The organism is Paenibacillus sp. FSL E2-0190, from assembly GCF_037992965.1.
GTDB classification, from domain to species: domain Bacteria; phylum Bacillota; class Bacilli; order Paenibacillales; family Paenibacillaceae; genus Paenibacillus_AQ; species Paenibacillus_AQ odorifer.
Map to the genome: position 1 here is coordinate 5471015 of NZ_CP150306.1, position 15723 is coordinate 5486737.

The following is a 15723-nucleotide window of genomic DNA, read 5'->3' on the forward strand; positions in this document are numbered from 1 at the left end:
CGAGAGGTTCTTCCTCAAGCCATCTTATTCAATTAGGGTTGTACAATACAGCTACTCGGCTACTTTAATCATCGTTTCACTTGGCGGCTCATAATTCTCCAATTGGCGAAATACGATGCCTTTGGCAGCCATCATTGCTTCTACCTTTTCCATATCCTTACGGTAAGGACGATAATACACAATCTCCACAATACCGCTGTTAGCCAGCATATTTGCACAGGTCCAGCAAGGCTCATCCGTCACGTAGACGGTACTGCCTTCCCGGTCAATCCGGTCTGTGAATAGCAAAAGATTCTGTTCGGCATGAATCGTGCGAATGCAGCGCTGTTTCTTCACCATAGTCTCTACGCCATCCACGATCTCCATCTCATATTGCTCCGAGAGCATACAACCTGCCTCTGAGCAATCAGGTACGCCCATTGGCGCCCCGTTGTACGCGGTACCAAGCAGCTTCTTGCCTTGCACCAGTACAGCACCTACATGTCGTCGTGAGCAGCGTGAACGAGTTGAGACCATACAGGCAATGTCCATGAAATAAGTATCCCAGTCTTTACGATAGGCAGTAGTCATAATCAATCTCCATATCCTTCTAAATAGTTGTTAACTATTGTAGCACATCCCCGCAAGTTTTCACTAGGACAACGGTTGTGGCACTTCCAACGATCTTCATTTCTTATTTATCTTCAAAATATTACTAAAGCTTTTAACTTCTCCAGCATTTTAGGTCCTATCCCCTTTACCTTCCCCAGATCAGACAGGCTGCGAAAGGTCCCTTCTCGGTTGCGGTAATCCATAATTGCCTGAGCCTTCTTTTCTCCGATGCCCGGAAGATCCATCAGCTCCTTAACACCCGCAGTATTCACATTTACTTTACCTTCCTGTGAAGCTGCTGATATGGAAAGCTCAGTCGCCTCCTTAGCCGCAAGTACCTTGCCCCCTGCTGGTGCTTGGCCTTCTGCCGTTGGCGTTTGGACCGCTCCTTCTGCTCTCTCCCCCGCAGCGGCTGTCGAAGCTTTTTCAGCTGCCGAAGTTTGGACAGCTTGTTCTGCTTGCGCAGCCACCTTAACCTTCTCACCGTCTTCAGCATTCCCAGTAGCTTCAACCTGCCCTGCATCTTTCTCTAAATGTTGCTTATTTCCCTTCGTCTGATGACCTCCCTCACTGCCCCCAGCAGCTGGAGCGCCACCAGACTCAGCGATTCCAACCGCTTGCTCCATACCAATATTCAAAGTCTCCCACCCGGCAATCCCGGAATCGCCCTTGCTCCCTGCCGCCCATAAAAGCCCACTTCCTATTACAGCAGCAGCCACTCCGAGTACGATACTTCCTTTATTCATATTACTTTCCTCCTCACAAAAATTCTTCTTATGCCTTTTTGTGAATCTTCATACATTCCTGCGGCTGGAAACTCCTTTAATAATTCATACAAAACCTGTCATCTGTCCAAGTCTATCCTGCATACATATAACGAAGAGCATTCATGTCAGTTAGTAAATAAGCAACGCTAGAAAGGAGGAACCACAGGTGAAAGTTGGATTTATCGGAACAGGCAGCATGGGCAGCCTGCTGATTGACGCCTTTCTTTCTTCCGGAGCCCTGAATCCGTGCGATGTACTCGCCAGCAACCGCAGTCTGAATAAACTGCTGGAGCTAGAAGATCGTCATCCCGGCATAAACTTATGCGGAAGCAATAGTGAAACAGCGACTGGAAGTGACATTGTTTTTTTATGTGTAAAACCGCTGGAATTCAAAACCTTAACAGATGAGATCGGCCCTTATCTCCGCAGCGATCAAATCGTCGTATCCATTACAAGTCCCGTTCAATTGCAACATCTGGAATCCGCTTTGCCGTCCAAAATAGCCAAGATCATCCCCAGCATTACACACTGTGTCAAAAGTGGGACATCACTGTGCATATTTGGCAGCAGGCTTAATAAAGAAGACAGGCTCGTGCTGCTGCAGCTGTTGTCTTTCATAGGTGTTCCTTTGGAAATTCAAGAGGCCCATACCCGAATCGCTTCTGATTTCTCCAGCTGCGGACCTGCGTTCTTGAGCTATTTCATTGAACGCTGGATTGAAGCTGCGGTGGAAGTTACCGGGATTGAAGAGACGTTAATCAGCCGGCTTGCAGGTGAAATGCTGCTTGGAACAGGCAAGCTGCTAACAGAAGGAGAATTCACCCCGCAAGAGCTTCAAGAACGTGTAGCTGTCCGTGGTGGGATTACCGCAGAGGCACTGAACCATCTTCGCATTAGCCTTGAGGGCGTATTCGAACGTCTCATCATGACTACCCATGATAAATACGATGAGGATGTTACCAAGCTGGATGCGTTATTTGGGCATGACGGTATTATTCAAAGTCCCGTAGACCGTTAGAAAACAATAAAACCCGCAGCACGGAGTTCTCCGTTGCTGCGGGCAATATTGCGTTCTTCGCTTAACCCACTACGATATTTACAAGCTTGCCAGGAACCGCAATGATCTTGCGTACGGTTTTACCTTCTACTGCAGCACTCACATTCGGGAGTGACAACGCATGAGCTTGCATCTCTTCTTGACCCATATCCTGCGGGATCAATGCGCGTTGTACGATTTTTCCATTTACCTGAATAACGATTTCAACCTCAGCATCCACCGTCCATGCTTCATCATACGTTGGCCAAGCCACGTAGCTGATACTTCCTTCGTGACCGAGCAGCTGCCACAGCTCTTCAGCGATGTGAGGCGCCAGTGGTGACAACATTTGTACGAAGTGTTCAGCAGCTTCTTGGGACAAAGTTTCTTGCTTATAAGCATCGTTAATAAAAATCATCAACTGGCTAATTGAGGTATTGAAACGCAGATGCTCGAAATCATCAGTAACCTTCTTAATGGTCTTGTGCCAAGTGCGTTTGAACTCATCAGTGCCACCGTCTGCTGTGATTTTGGTGCTCAGCTTACCATCTTCACTCACGAACAGGCGCCATACACGGGACAAGAAACGGTGAACTCCTTCTACACCCTTTTCATTCCAAGGTTTGGTTGCTTCCAGAGGGCCCATAAACATTTCATACACACGCAGCGTATCTGCACCAAATGCTTCCACAATCTCATCAGGATTGATGACATTTCCGCGTGATTTGCTCATTTTTTCATTATTATTCCCAAGAATCATACCTTGGTTAACCAGCTTATGGAAAGGTTCTTTTGTTTCAACTACGCCGAGATCATAAAGCACCTTGTGCCAGAAACGTGCATAGAGCAAGTGAAGCACGGCATGCTCTGCTCCACCAATATACAGATCTACTGGAAGCCATGCTTTTTGCTTCTCAGGGGAGCAAAGCTCTTGATCGTTTTTCGGATCAATATAACGCAGGTAATACCAGCAGCTGCCCGCCCATTGCGGCATGGTGTTCGTCTCGCGGCGAGCCTTCATGCCAGTCTCAGGATCGATAGTTTCCACCCACTCTGTTACATTCGCAAGTGGAGATTCCCCTGTACCCGAAGGTTTGATTGCCTCTACATCTGGCAGTACCAGCGGCAGCTGATCCACCGGAACAGTCTTCATTGTGCCGTCTTCCAAATGCAGAATTGGAATCGGCTCTCCCCAGTAGCGTTGACGGCTGAACAGCCAGTCACGCAGACGATAGGTTACTTTGCCCTTACCTACGCCCTTCTCTTCCAACCAAGCAATCATCTTCGCAATCGCTTCTTCATTCTTGAGTCCATTCAGGAAATCAGAATTGACATGCGGGCCATCTCCGGAATAAGCCTCTTCTTCAACGTTGCCACCTTGAACGACTTCCACGATATTCAGGCCGAATTGTTTAGCAAATTCCCAGTCGCGAGTATCGTGACCCGGAACTGCCATAATTGCTCCCGTTCCGTAACCAGCAAGCACATAATCTGCAATCCAGATTGGCGCCTTCGCACCATTCACAGGATTAATTGCATATGCGCCTGTGAAGACACCACTCTTCTCTTTCGCCAAATCCGTACGCTCCAGATCGCTCTTACGTGAAGCTTTTTCACGATATTCTGCCACAGCAGCACGCTGTGCTTCAGTTGTAATCACATCAACAAGCTCATGCTCTGGTGCCAATACGCAGTAACTTGCTCCGAACAGTGTATCTGGACGTGTAGTAAACACGGTCAGGTTAGCTTCGTGACCTTCAATGTTAAAGTTCACTTCTGCACCTGTTGATTTCCCGATCCAGTTGCGCTGCATATCCTTGATGCTTTCGGACCAATCCAGCTCTTCCAGATCCTCCAGCAAACGCTCAGCGTACTCTGTAATTCTCAGAATCCATTGACGCATCGGTTTGCGCACGACAGGGTGACCTCCGCGCTCACTTTTACCATCGATAACCTCTTCGTTGGCAAGTACCGTACCCAGTGCCTCACACCAGTTAACAGGTACTTCTGCTACATAAGCCAGGCCTTTGTTATACAACTGGATAAAAATCCATTGTGTCCATTTATAATAATCCGGATCTGTCGTGCTGATCTCGCGGTCCCAATCGTAGGAGAAACCCAGCGATTTGATCTGACGACGGAAATTATCGATGTTCTTATCGGTAAAATCACGTGGATGCTGGCCGGTATCCATCGCATACTGCTCAGCCGGAAGTCCAAAAGCATCCCAGCCCATCGGATGCAATACGTTGAAACCGCGCATCCGTTTGTATCGAGAAACGATATCCGTCGCTGTGTAACCCTCTGGATGACCTACGTGCAGTCCTGCACCTGAAGGATACGGAAACATATCCAGTGCATAAAAATTGGGTTTTTCAGGATCTTCTCCTGTCTTAAAGCTTTTGTTCTCATCCCAGAACTTTTGCCATTTCGGCTCAATAGCCTGCGCCCGGTAACCAGTAGCGGGTATGCTATTTGTTTGATTGTCGCTCATTGTCTGCTCCTCCTTGGAGTGTTACTTCTTAGATTTCTTATTCCTTAACCAAGCATATACGCCCTCGGTGTCCTTATAAGGTCGGTAAGCATTTATGCGGGAAATATAAGACATGAAGTATTGCGTGAAACGTATACTCTCTTATATTTACAAAAAAACCTCCCATCCCTAGCGTATTATCGCTAGGGACGAGAGGTTATAATTCCCGTGGTACCACCCTAGTTAGCGGCTGAATATACTTTATTCTGCCACTCACTTTGCACCCTTTAGCGGGGGTGAGGCGACGGCGGTTCATTCATGACATCCATTATCTCTTATGGATATCCTGTAAACTTGCACCGTTACTCCGAGGTGAGTTCACTCTGTTCCGTTAACCGACTCGCACCTTAGTGCCGGCTCTCTGCAATAACGGTATAGAATTAATACTCCTCATCATCGAACAACTATATACTGAGTCATCAGTAATATTCCCCAACATTATATACAAAACTGTTGTCAATAGTCAATGATTATCCCTTTATACAGGCTTTCGTTTGATTAAAAACGCCATAAAGTGTTGAATAACGACTTTTGCAGCTGCAAAGAACGGTACAGCAAGGATCAGTCCAATCATCCCTGCCAGCTCACCACCTACCAGCAATGCAAAGATAATAAGCAGCGGATGCAAATGTAGCGTCCTGCCTACTACCTGTGGAGAAATAATATTGCTCTCCACAATTTGGCATAAAGTGTTTACCACAGCAACCAGTAGAACTAATCGAAAAGAGACGGTCGAAGCCATCACAATGGCAGGTGCAGCCCCTAGAAAAGGACCCATATACGGAACAATATTAAATACTGCCACCACACTGGCGAACAGTAAGGCATAAGGCATTCCGACGATAGCATAGCCGATATAGGCGAGCACACCTATAATGATGCAGACCAGAAATTGTCCGCGAATGTAATTGCCGAGCGCGGCATCAATATCTTTTAACAAAGTAACAATAGACTTGCGGCGTGCGCGGGGCAGACAAGAGACCACCGTCCGTTCAAATACGTCAAAATCCTTCAGAATATAGAACACCAGAAACGGCACGATAAAAGCATTGAACAGCAAGTTAATCGTTGTCCCTATGTTATCGAGAAAATGAGAAATCCCTTCGGCCAGACGATTCTCCAGTTGAAAAAACCAGTTGTTCATCCCCATTTCAACCCCAGGCGGTATTAGCCTTGTATTCATATGGCTCATCAGCCCCTGGGCTTGCAGTGTGATCTCAGGCAGATGTTCATTTAACTCTTCAAGCTGCTCAATAAACATCGGGATAAGGTTGATGGCGATCACGGTAATCGCCGTTAGAAACACTGCATATATAAGTAGAACAGCTACGCTACGCGGCATCTTCCGTCCGGCCAGCATACTAACCACCGGATTCAGCACATAGGAAATAATCATAGCTGCCAGAAATGGAGCGAGGATTGCCTTTAAGAATACAAAAATCCCCTGCAGCATCGGACGAAGCAACCAAACAAAATACAAAATGATCAGGGATAGCAGCACTCCGATCATCCAGCGGAACCATTTACTTTGGGACCATTGTTCCATGAGAGTACCCTCCTGCGGTAGAGCCTGGACTAGCTTCGTAAATAAGTATATGTATGGCCGCAGCAAAATAACCATCAAACACACAAAAAAGCGTCAATAACCTTACAACTGATTTCAGCTGAAAGGAAATTGACGCTTAAGTACATAGAGCAGTCTTGCTTACAAAGCAAGATTCATAGTCAAGACGACGCATGAATTTGCGGGAAATCCTGAGTCATATCATCCCCGGAGAACAGGTCGTCCAGTGAGCTTAGTGTGCCGTCTTCTTCAACTTGATAAACCGACATTTTCTCGCCATTTACCGTCAATTCGATGAAACAGCCCCAGCAATAAAACTGGTGGGAACCGATCTTTCCGATATCTTTGGAGTTGCAGTTTGGACACTTCATATAATACATTCCACCTATCCGTTAACAATATTAATGGCTTTTTGTAGCCGTTCTTCGCTCATCGCAGGAACCATTAATGCATTCTCACCAATGGACATCTCGTCAGAACAAGGCAGCCATTTGCGGCCTTCGATCAAATCAGTGACAAGCCCGTCACTAATTTCCAGCGCTCCTATTGTGTTTCCCAACTTTTGGTCAAAATAAACATCAGATATTCGTCCGAGTATAGTTCCAGTTGTAGTTAGCACTTTTAAATCCTTAAGTTTGTTCTTTCCAAGTAGAAAAGTACAAGGTATATGATCGGCATCTATCTTATCAATCGACTCTTTACTACGAATCATGACAGCATCCTCGCCGTAGGCCACAATATCTTCCCATGCCACAAATTTCACATGGCCACCAAAAAAAGATTTGCTTTCCAGTTCAATACCCGTAATATTCCAGTTTGAATCGAGCAAAATATCGACAATTTTGCCGATTGCGTTACCCTCTTCAACTTCATATACAGCCAAGCCGATCAGATCTTGAAGTTTCATGACTGCTCGGTCTCCTCACTTTGAGTGTAATTACGAGTTCTCAAAAAGTGAAAGCCCGAATGATCAGGATACCTATCATAGCCTAGAAGTAACTAGTCTCTGATACGCAGCCGATTCAGAATGGTTTCAACTTTTCGAGCAACGTACTCAATTTCTTCAGTAGTATTACCCAAACCCATGCTAAATCGAATCGCGGACCCTAAAATATTTTCTGGAAGCTCCATTGCTCTCAGAACATGGGATATTTCCAGTGATCCTGACGTGCAGGCTGAACCGCTTGCTGCCGCAATCCCGTCCATATCCAGGTTCATCAGCATAACATCTGTTCTAGCTCCCGGGAAGCTCAAATTCAGTATACTTGGCAAAAAATGCTCGGTATTGCCGTTAATCGAATAACTTTCCCGGCCAATCAGCGCATCCAGCTCTTCAAGTAGTCTATTGCGCAGGAGCTGCACTTTTTGTCGACGTTCTGATAGACCTGTAACTGCTATTTCAACAGCCTTGGCAAATCCAGCAGTACCTGCTAGATTTTCTGTTCCGGCTCGTCTGCCGCGCTCCTGAAGGCCACCGTGGAGTCTTGAATGCAGCGGTGCTCCACTCCGCACATAAAGGCCACCGATCCCCCCAGGTCCATTGATTTTGTGAGCTGTAAAGCTCATGTAATCTACTGGAAGCTCCCGCAGTGTGATCGGTAAGGCACCAAGAGCTTGTACAGCATCAACATGGAACAGAATTCCCCGCTCTCTGACAAGCTGGCCAATTTCCTGAATCGGCTGAACGGTTCCTACCTCATTGTTGGCATACATTACACTGATTAGCACCGTGTCTTCCTGCACCGCTGCTTCTACGTCTGCAACGGATACTCGGCCTGTAGAATCCACAGGAAGATAAGTAACCTTAAAGCCTTCCTTCTCCAGCTCTTCGCAGGTATGTAGCACCGCATGATGCTCTATCGCAGAGGTGATAATATGATTGCCTTTCTGGGCAACAGCAGCGACAGCTCCATAGAGGGCTAGATTGTCGCTTTCGGTTCCGCCGCCAGTGAACACCCACTCTTCCGGCGAGCAGCCTAAAAAGGCGGCGATAGTATCGCGCGCCCCATTTAATATTTTCTTGGCTGAACGTCCGAACTGATGTACACTGGACGCATTTCCATATTGTTCTGTCATTATATTCAGCATGACCTTGGCCACCTCGGGATGAACCGGAGTTGATGCGGCGTGGTCCAAATAGATGGTTTTCATCATTCATTTCTCCACTTCTAGGGTATAGTACAATAGTTCGTTTTTAAGAACTATTAAATTATACCGCGCGAGAAGTTAGTTTTCCACAAACTAAAGAACACAATATTGTAATCAATTCCCTATATAGGCTAGGATAATGACAGCCAATTCTCTTCAGAGGTAACTTCTATGCCGTTTTTTCTAAGTAAAGCCGCAGTCACGCCGTTGCCAGCGATCTTCTTCCCTTTGAACTCTCCGTTATAAATCATGGTGCTGCCGCAAGAAGGACTGTTTTCCTTGAGGACTACCATCGTGGCTGAAACCTCTTGAGCTTTTTCAAGCGTAATATAGGCCCCTTTTAAATATAGTTCTGTTACATCTGTTCCCGACCGGTCCACTACTTTTGCCGTTCCTGCAAGCACATCCTCACCATCCCCGCCGACAATTTCAGCTGGCTCTCTAGGCGTAGAGAATCCCCCTAATAATTCCGGACACACAGCAATAGCCTGATTCTCATTCAATAGCTTCTGAATTTTCTCATCCAAACAATCCGTACCATTATATCTTACCTTCATGCCAGCTAAACAAGAGCTTACCAAAATCACCTATATGCACCGCTTTCTTCATTCATTGTGCTTCGTTTATAATAAGATACAACCCTCAACAGCCGTTCAAGCTAAGAAATATTTCGAGCATAACATGCTGATTACAAGCTGTAAACAAATCTAGCCTCAAAAACGACCGAATGGGAAGTGTATAAAATGTGCGGACGATATACAATAACAGTCACCATGGAAGAGCTGATGGTCAGATATTTTGCCAATGATTCTACCATTATCCACTATGCTCCAACATATAACGCAGCACCCATGCAGCAAATTCCGGCAGTCATTAACACAGGGTCCAGCAATAAACTTGGGGAACTGCGCTGGGGTCTGGTTCCTTCTTGGGCCAAAGATGATAAAATCGGCAGTAAAATGATCAATGCCCGGGCAGAGTCACTCCTTGAGAAGCCTTCTTTCAAGCGATTAGTAAGCTCCCGCCGCTGCATCATCCCTTCTGATGGTTTCTATGAATGGAAGGCACAGGGCAGCAGCAAACAACCCATGCGAATCGTGATGCGCGATGGGGGTATTTTTTCAATGGCCGGATTGTATGATATTTGGATGGACCCTGAAGGTAATAAATTAAGTACCTGCACGATTATAACGACTACCCCAAATGAACTTATGGCTGAAATCCACAACCGTATGCCAGTTATTTTGAAGCCTGAGGATGAGCCTGAATGGCTAAGCCGGAGCAATCAGGACGCAACTTCGTTAATAAAGCTTCTTAAACCCTATGATCAGCATCAAATGAGAGCCTATCCGGTTTCCACTGCAGTGGGAAATGTCCGGAATAATACGAAGGAATTAATCAATGAGATATAGACAGGAGGAAGTCATATTTATAAAACACATTTAAAAAAGTGGATCGTAGCAGGGTTAGTATTTCTGAGTTTATTTAGAATTCTGTTCTTTATATTAAAAGAGGTTATCTTTTCTTATGTCACTCTCCCTGATCCCTATAACAATATTATTCAAATGGTGGGAATGATTGTCACCCTTTTATTGACACTAATTCTGACCTCGTTGTTAATCCATGAAAAAACATCTTAACCCTGCAGATTAACCGCAGAGTTAAGACCAGCGCCGCTCAATTTGAATTCTACGTCCCATCAATTGATGATACATCTGTAGAAATCTGTCTGCATACAGCTCGGAGGACAGGTTAGTCCGGATATGCCATTCTCCATTCATCCTGATTCTGGCCCGCAGTGCCGGATCATCCATTAAGGATAGAGCAGCATTCACAGCTTCATCCAGCTGCCCTCTCGTGTATATTTTTCCAGTGTGATTGTTAATGACGAGTCTTCGAACGCCGTCTGAATCTGTAGTAAGTACAGGACAACGGCACAACATCGCCTCAGCAACCGCGTATCCAAATCCTTCCAAAATTGAGGTCGAAAGGAGCAACCCTCCCGAATCACCAATAATGCTCATATAATCTGCCATTTGCTCATGAGGAATATTAGAATACGAAATTAATCGTGAAGAAATCCCTGTCTCAGCTACAAATTGATCAAAGCTTTCTTTTTGCTCTGGATCAAACAACGTATCATCCTGAAAAATCCATAAATAAAGCTCGGGATGGATCGTCAGCAGCCTTTGCCCGATTTGCAGAAATTCCCGCCAATTCTTATTCGTTTGAATGCGTCCTACCCAACCGAGGATAGGGAAACTTTTCGCGGGATAATTGGTATATCCAAACTGATCGCAATCGATCGGATCATCAAAACAATATTGTGGAATGGTTGGAAATCCGCCTTTGAAAAGCGCCTGCAAATGGGTTGTTTCCGGATACAGCAGTGCATCGGTGAGCCTGTAAATGCGCTCTGTAAAATTATTAACGACCTGCTCAGCTTCATCTAAGGTACCTAAACCCTGCACTTCAAAAACAAGCGCCCCTTTATACCCAAACTCTCGAATCCGCTCTGCTAAGTTAATATCCGTACACACTACAATTAAGTCAAAAGCTTCCCGAGCAAGCATTGCCCTGATCTCGTCATCACTATTGGTAATATGCGTTTGAATGTTACGGATATTCTGCTGTCCTTTTCCATGGTGTGTATACAGTAAATGGCACTCTACACCGCGAGCATATAACGCTTGGCAGCGAACTCGGTTCAGAGTTTGCATACCACCACTCGGGTTATAAAAAGTGAACAAAATCTTCATCATGATCACTCATTCGCAAATTATTTTAGGTAAAAGAGGTCTTCAACAAATCATACAAATCCGCGCTGCGAAACAGCTCATTATAATAGTGGCTTTTGGTCGAGGGGACATGTCTGTGTCGAAATCCAATCAAGCTATGATCATCCGTGTAGTAGTTGGAAATCGTATCCCCACCCGTAGTAATCAAAGCTTCCAGCATGTACTCAATATCGAGCGCTCCTATAAAAACCTTTGGACCTAAAACTATCGTAAATGGGGTGGATAGCTGCTCAATAGCACTGCAAATCGCGTGTGACTCCACAGCCCCAGGCAGCCAAGCGAACGCTGTCGCAGGATGAGGTATGGTTTCCAATAGAGCTGATGGCTGACGTGTAGTTGATAAATCCAGCACCCGGCATTCATAATTGCTATACGTTTGTTCGTACAGATTCTCTATCCTCGTTATTTCATCCGCACAAGCATTCACTACAGGATATAAAACGGTAATCATCGCCGGAATCCCTCTGCGAAACCGCGCCTGATGGCGGGTCAAATGATAGGCATATCTCCATCTACGATGATTTTCAACCGAATGTAACTGGGCAGATACACTAAAGGTAGAATCTACACGATAATTCACCAGTTCCACCGGTATAAAGCGAATCTCACAATGTTCAGCCAGTCTCAGCCAGTAATCATAATCTTCCACCGGTTCCATTCCATAAGCTCCAACAAGCTTCGCAATCTGTGTTTTGTACATAAAAGATACGCCAATGAGCGAATAATCCAGCAATCTCTCTTTGGGCTGTGACTGATAATTACGCTGCGTAGCCAATTGATGTTCGTTGTGAAGAAACTTTCCCTCGTTATCGATGCTTTGAAAAGAACTGAACACGATGCCTAACTCCTGTGGACCTCTAACTAGCGCCCCCCGAAGGATTTCGAGGAAACGGGGTTCATAAACATTGTCGCTGGAAACCCAACTCAAATATTGAATACTGGGCTCACTAAACAAAAGATCAAAGCCAGTATTCAGTGCATGTGCTATACCCCTGTTCTGTGCGTAAGAGATAACCGTTACCCTCGGATCTTCGACAATAATGGATCTCACGAGCGGTTCCATATCTGGTGCTCCATCGATCACAACAACCAGCCGAAAATTGGTAAAAGATTGGTGTAGAACAGACTGCAGAGCTTGCCGCAGAAACTCCGGCTTTTGGGTATACACAGGCATAACTACTCCTACATCCGCCATGATTTTTACCTCTCTCTACATTGGAGTATAAAATCAGTATATTTTGATTCCTCTCATATGATTGTGTGAATGCCCCTAAAATACTTTATTGCGCCTAAAAAAGCAGCAATCGCCCTATTTCTGTCAGCGACTGCTGCTTAATGGTCTAAACGTTACTATTATATAGGGATAGATAATGCCGTAATCTGCGTCAATTCAGATTGAAGCACTCGCTGATCAGTAACTAGATTTCCGAACTCGTCCAGCCCATACACGGAGGTAACTACTTCTGCCAAAGGAAAAGGACTACTAATTTGTACCTCGTAAGCCAAATTGCCCCCAATGAAAAACTCTCTAATATCAGAACTCTTTGCAGGAACGTAATACCCTGTGACATAAAGCGGAGTAAGAGCTGGCATCGAATATGGAACACCAAAAACTTCGACGATCATCATTGCACTCGCATTACTTGTGTTACGAACACTGACTACTACATTACTTGCTGCAGTACCAGTTGCTCTTGTATTTGTAATAAGACCTGTTGTATAAGGCATTTCCTCACTCCTCCTCTTGGTTTCTATCAACTTATTCACCAGGAAGCCGATAGTTGTGAGGCAAGAGGAAGGGGAAACTCGTGGAATAACAGCCAATTAGACAGGTAGAAGATTATATTGATATCATTTCCGTTCCGCTTTGAGGATATGTCGACGGGTGATTTCTGCCTTCTTATAAATAAAAAAATAAGTACAAATGTTCGCATATAAAGAATAATAGTGTTAAAATAAAGTTATACTATTCCTAAACTAAAGCCTAAGGAGTCTTGCCTAATGAGTCAAAGAGTTGCTTACAATGAAGTTGCACCTGAGGGTATGAAAATCATGATGGATATGGAGATGTACACCAAAAAATCTACGATTAATCGGACTACAAGAGAACTTATCAAAATCAGAGTTTCTCAAATTAACGGATGTGCTTTCTGCATAGATATGCATACATCCGAAGCTCGTAAAATGGGTGAAACCGAACAACGAATTTATTGTTTAAATGTTTGGGAGGAATGTACTTTTTATACACCTGAAGAGAAGGTTGCTCTAGAACTAGCTGAGCATATTACGCTGATCCCTTCCAAAAGAGTTCCGGATGAGCTATATAAACAAGTACGTGAACATTACGATGAGAAACAATATGTTGATCTTGTGCTGATTATTAATCAAATCAACAGTTGGAACAGAATTTCTATTGCAATGGGAAATACCCCCGCAGCACAATAATTAACATTAATTAACCTTAATGAACACTTTAGGGTGTTCTTTTTTTATTCTCCGCTCCGCACGTTCCACGGCTCCGTTGATATATGAATCATCTCATTAAAATGCCCTGCCAGTATAATCACTAGCAAGGCATTTTTTCATGCGATCGTGTTGGGTTAGTTCAATAACAATTTCTGATTTTAGTACTCTCTTTTATTTCCCTTCTTTACGTATTCCCACTCAACCTCAACATTTTTCCTAACTCTTTGCAAAAGTCGAAACAAGACTTCCGTTTCTTTTTCAGATAATCCTGCTAACGCAACCAAGTCGGTATGGTCCCCTTCTCTCTTCAGAAAAGAGTAGGCTTGTTTGCCTTTTTCAGTTGTGAATAACCTTTTTATTTTTTTGTTCGTTTCATCGTCTTTCTTTTCAATAAAACCTTGGATTTCAAGCTTCTGAATCGCACGTGCTGCTGTTGTTCGGTCCACCTTTATCATTTCCGACAGCTTTTCTTGAATAATGCCCGGATTCTCATATATCCGGACCAGATATAAATACTGCCCCTTTGTAAGCTCTAATTCCTTGAACTCTATATTACTTATGGAATCTAATGCCCTCGCTATCATTCCAACTTCACGAAGGATCTCTTTCATTCAATCACCTACCAGTTCCAATAATGTTGTATTTACAACAATATTGATTGTATATATACTTATAATTGTCGTTAATTCATTATGACGTTTTTCCTAAAAAAAACAAATACAGAATGGAGTAAGCAAGAATGAATCTTAAAAGAATTACACTAATCGAGGAACTTGAAGCTGCATTTTCAATCAGAAAAAAAGTATTTGTTGAGGAACAAGGCGTTCCCCTTAATGATGAATTTGATGAATTCGATACACTGAATGGAGAATGTGAACATGTCCTGGCCTATTATGATGGGCAACCAGTTGCCACAGGAAGGATCCGCGTTCTTGATGGTATAGGTAAGTTAGAGCGTATTTGCATCCTAGAACCTTATCGTAAATTTGGAATTGGGAAAAAAATTATTTCGGCATTAGAAGAGATCGTGGTGGAAAAGGGACATCAAAAAGTTAAATTGCACGGGCAAACTCAGGCGGAGGGCTTCTATAAAAAACTTGGTTATCGGGCTTCATCTACTGAATTTATGGAGGATGGCATCCCTCATCTTTTAATGACTAAAGATCTTTCTGCTTCAAAAGAATGAAGAAGTTTAGTGTAACTACGTTTTCCATTTTCACTTGCGGGATTTTCATCTTAACCCTAGGCGTTTCACTAACAATAATCTCTGACCTTGGAGCATCACCTTTTGATGCACTTTTAGTGGGTCTATCCAAAAATGTCGGTCTTACAGTAGGCAGTTGGGAAGTGCTGATCGCATGCCTATTGATTGGATGTAATTCATGTTTATCCAAGCAAAGACCGGAATTATTAGGGCTGGTAACTGCATTCATAGCAGGCTTAGGTATTGATATGTGGCTTTTTTTGTTTAACCATCTGATCGAGCCTAATCTGTGGATCAGTAAAATTGCTTTTTATGGTTTAGGCTTAATCGCAATTGGATTAGGTACATCCATTTATTTATACGCAAATTTCGCACCGATTCCAGTGGACCGGCTAACATTAGTACTGCAAACGATAACTAGGCTTAGTATACTATTTACTAGAACAATCATTTATCTTGTTTTCTTATTTGCCGCCATTATTTTCAATGGGCCTATTGGGATTGGCACTCTACTTACCATTTGTTTAGGCGGATTAATTCTTAATTACTTTATGCCACTTACACAGAAAGTCTTGGACCGATTGCTACAACATTAATAGCGAACTCCGCTAAAGAA

17 protein-coding genes are annotated in these 15723 nt (G+C 44.1%); 5 read left to right on the forward strand and 12 right to left on the reverse strand.

Translation table 11 applies throughout. From position 1 onward, the window contains the following. Positions 1-51: 51 nt before the first annotated feature. Positions 52-570, reverse strand: a complete 519-nt coding sequence (locus tag NST25_RS24070) for a dCMP deaminase family protein (RefSeq protein ID WP_076137388.1) — start codon at positions 568-570, stop codon at positions 52-54. Between the two features lie 113 nt (positions 571-683). Then, positions 684-1337: a ComEA family DNA-binding protein gene (locus NST25_RS24075; RefSeq protein WP_340392648.1), complete on the reverse strand. Its 654-nt coding sequence runs from the start codon at positions 1335-1337 to the stop codon at positions 684-686. 187 nt (positions 1338-1524) lie between these two features. Here NST25_RS24075 and comER point away from each other — a divergent pair, with 187 nt between their 5' ends. Next, on the forward strand, positions 1525-2376 hold the full coding sequence (comER, locus tag NST25_RS24080; RefSeq protein WP_036677548.1) for a late competence protein ComER: 852 nt from the start codon (positions 1525-1527) through the stop codon (positions 2374-2376). A 61-nt stretch (positions 2377-2437) separates the two neighbouring features. Here the strand turns inward: comER and leuS are convergent, their stop codons facing one another. The 6 genes from leuS to NST25_RS24110 form a co-directional block, all read right to left on the reverse strand. Beyond that, positions 2438-4888, reverse strand: coding sequence for a leucine--tRNA ligase (gene leuS, locus NST25_RS24085; protein WP_076129683.1), 2451 nt, complete (start codon positions 4886-4888; stop codon positions 2438-2440). Between the two features lie 517 nt (positions 4889-5405). After that, on the reverse strand, positions 5406-6473 hold the full coding sequence (locus NST25_RS24090) for an AI-2E family transporter (RefSeq protein WP_036677553.1): 1068 nt from the start codon (positions 6471-6473) through the stop codon (positions 5406-5408). Positions 6474-6652: 179 nt separating this feature from the next. Next, positions 6653-6862: a hypothetical protein gene (locus NST25_RS24095; RefSeq protein WP_036677557.1), complete on the reverse strand. Its 210-nt coding sequence runs from the start codon at positions 6860-6862 to the stop codon at positions 6653-6655. Between the two features lie 14 nt (positions 6863-6876). Further along, complete coding sequence (locus tag NST25_RS24100) at positions 6877-7398, reverse strand: PRC-barrel domain-containing protein (RefSeq protein WP_036677560.1); 522 nt, start codon at positions 7396-7398, stop codon at positions 6877-6879. A 92-nt stretch (positions 7399-7490) separates the two neighbouring features. Further along, positions 7491-8642: a cysteine desulfurase family protein gene (locus NST25_RS24105; RefSeq protein ID WP_339191273.1), complete on the reverse strand. Its 1152-nt coding sequence runs from the start codon at positions 8640-8642 to the stop codon at positions 7491-7493. Between the two features lie 128 nt (positions 8643-8770). After that, positions 8771-9226, reverse strand: a complete 456-nt coding sequence (locus NST25_RS24110; RefSeq protein ID WP_076129681.1) for a DUF523 domain-containing protein — start codon at positions 9224-9226, stop codon at positions 8771-8773. Between the two features lie 156 nt (positions 9227-9382). Here NST25_RS24110 and NST25_RS24115 point away from each other — a divergent pair, with 156 nt between their 5' ends. Next, entirely contained in the window at positions 9383-10051 is a 669-nt protein-coding gene (locus NST25_RS24115) for an SOS response-associated peptidase (protein WP_076129680.1), read from the forward strand. Positions 10052-10300: 249 nt separating this feature from the next. Here NST25_RS24115 and NST25_RS24120 read toward each other — a convergent pair whose 3' ends face one another. The 3 genes from NST25_RS24120 to NST25_RS24130 form a co-directional block, all read right to left on the reverse strand. After that, the gene (locus NST25_RS24120) at positions 10301-11401 is read right to left on the reverse strand and encodes a glycosyltransferase family 4 protein (RefSeq protein ID WP_254847650.1); all 1101 of its coding nucleotides are present in this window, start codon (positions 11399-11401) and stop codon (positions 10301-10303) included. Positions 11402-11423: 22 nt separating this feature from the next. Beyond that, positions 11424-12632, reverse strand: coding sequence for a glycosyltransferase (locus NST25_RS24125; RefSeq protein WP_076185497.1), 1209 nt, complete (start codon positions 12630-12632; stop codon positions 11424-11426). Positions 12633-12790: 158 nt separating this feature from the next. Next, positions 12791-13165, reverse strand: a complete 375-nt coding sequence (locus NST25_RS24130) for a hypothetical protein (RefSeq protein ID WP_076129677.1) — start codon at positions 13163-13165, stop codon at positions 12791-12793. A 273-nt stretch (positions 13166-13438) separates the two neighbouring features. On the opposite strand from NST25_RS24130, the gene NST25_RS24135 reads away from it, so the two are divergent. After that, a complete protein-coding gene (locus tag NST25_RS24135; protein WP_076179371.1) occupies positions 13439-13882 on the forward strand; it encodes a carboxymuconolactone decarboxylase family protein in 444 nt (147 codons plus the stop codon). 179 nt (positions 13883-14061) lie between these two features. On the opposite strand, the gene NST25_RS24140 is transcribed toward NST25_RS24135, so the two are convergent. Continuing rightward, positions 14062-14514, reverse strand: coding sequence for a MarR family transcriptional regulator (locus tag NST25_RS24140; RefSeq protein WP_076179370.1), 453 nt, complete (start codon positions 14512-14514; stop codon positions 14062-14064). Positions 14515-14642: 128 nt separating this feature from the next. Here NST25_RS24140 and NST25_RS24145 point away from each other — a divergent pair, with 128 nt between their 5' ends. Both NST25_RS24145 and NST25_RS24150 read left to right on the forward strand, forming a co-directional pair. After that, on the forward strand, positions 14643-15089 hold the full coding sequence (locus tag NST25_RS24145) for a GNAT family N-acetyltransferase (RefSeq protein WP_076129675.1): 447 nt from the start codon (positions 14643-14645) through the stop codon (positions 15087-15089). Continuing rightward, positions 15086-15703 carry a hypothetical protein gene (locus tag NST25_RS24150; RefSeq protein WP_076179369.1) on the forward strand — a complete coding sequence of 206 codons (618 nt, stop codon included), beginning with the start codon at positions 15086-15088 and terminating at the stop codon, positions 15701-15703. Before NST25_RS24145 ends, NST25_RS24150 begins: the two co-directional genes overlap by 4 nt. Positions 15704-15723 lie beyond the last annotated feature (20 nt).

Bases quoted from the DNA above. Each gene is read 5' to 3' on its own strand.
- NST25_RS24115 (WP_076129680.1), top strand. From the start codon at position 9,383: ATGTGCGGACGATATACAATAACAGTCACCATGGAAGAGCTGATGGTC.
- leuS (WP_076129683.1), bottom strand. From the start codon at position 4,888: ATGAGCGACAATCAAACAAATAGCATACCCGCTACTGGTTACCGGGCG.
- NST25_RS24100 (WP_036677560.1), bottom strand. From the start codon at position 7,398: ATGAAACTTCAAGATCTGATCGGCTTGGCTGTATATGAAGTTGAAGAG.
- NST25_RS24125 (WP_076185497.1), bottom strand. From the start codon at position 12,632: ATGGCGGATGTAGGAGTAGTTATGCCTGTGTATACCCAAAAGCCGGAG.
- NST25_RS24150 (WP_076179369.1), top strand. From the start codon at position 15,086: ATGAAGAAGTTTAGTGTAACTACGTTTTCCATTTTCACTTGCGGGATT.
- NST25_RS24095 (WP_036677557.1), bottom strand. From the start codon at position 6,862: ATGAAGTGTCCAAACTGCAACTCCAAAGATATCGGAAAGATCGGTTCC.
- NST25_RS24105 (WP_339191273.1), bottom strand. From the start codon at position 8,642: ATGAAAACCATCTATTTGGACCACGCCGCATCAACTCCGGTTCATCCC.
- NST25_RS24070 (WP_076137388.1), bottom strand. From the start codon at position 570: ATGACTACTGCCTATCGTAAAGACTGGGATACTTATTTCATGGACATT.
- NST25_RS24145 (WP_076129675.1), top strand. From the start codon at position 14,643: ATGAATCTTAAAAGAATTACACTAATCGAGGAACTTGAAGCTGCATTT.
- NST25_RS24130 (WP_076129677.1), bottom strand. From the start codon at position 13,165: ATGCCTTATACAACAGGTCTTATTACAAATACAAGAGCAACTGGTACT.
- NST25_RS24075 (WP_340392648.1), bottom strand. From the start codon at position 1,337: ATGAATAAAGGAAGTATCGTACTCGGAGTGGCTGCTGCTGTAATAGGA.
- NST25_RS24135 (WP_076179371.1), top strand. From the start codon at position 13,439: ATGAGTCAAAGAGTTGCTTACAATGAAGTTGCACCTGAGGGTATGAAA.
- NST25_RS24140 (WP_076179370.1), bottom strand. From the start codon at position 14,514: ATGAAAGAGATCCTTCGTGAAGTTGGAATGATAGCGAGGGCATTAGAT.
- NST25_RS24090 (WP_036677553.1), bottom strand. From the start codon at position 6,473: ATGGAACAATGGTCCCAAAGTAAATGGTTCCGCTGGATGATCGGAGTG.
- NST25_RS24120 (WP_254847650.1), bottom strand. From the start codon at position 11,401: ATGATGAAGATTTTGTTCACTTTTTATAACCCGAGTGGTGGTATGCAA.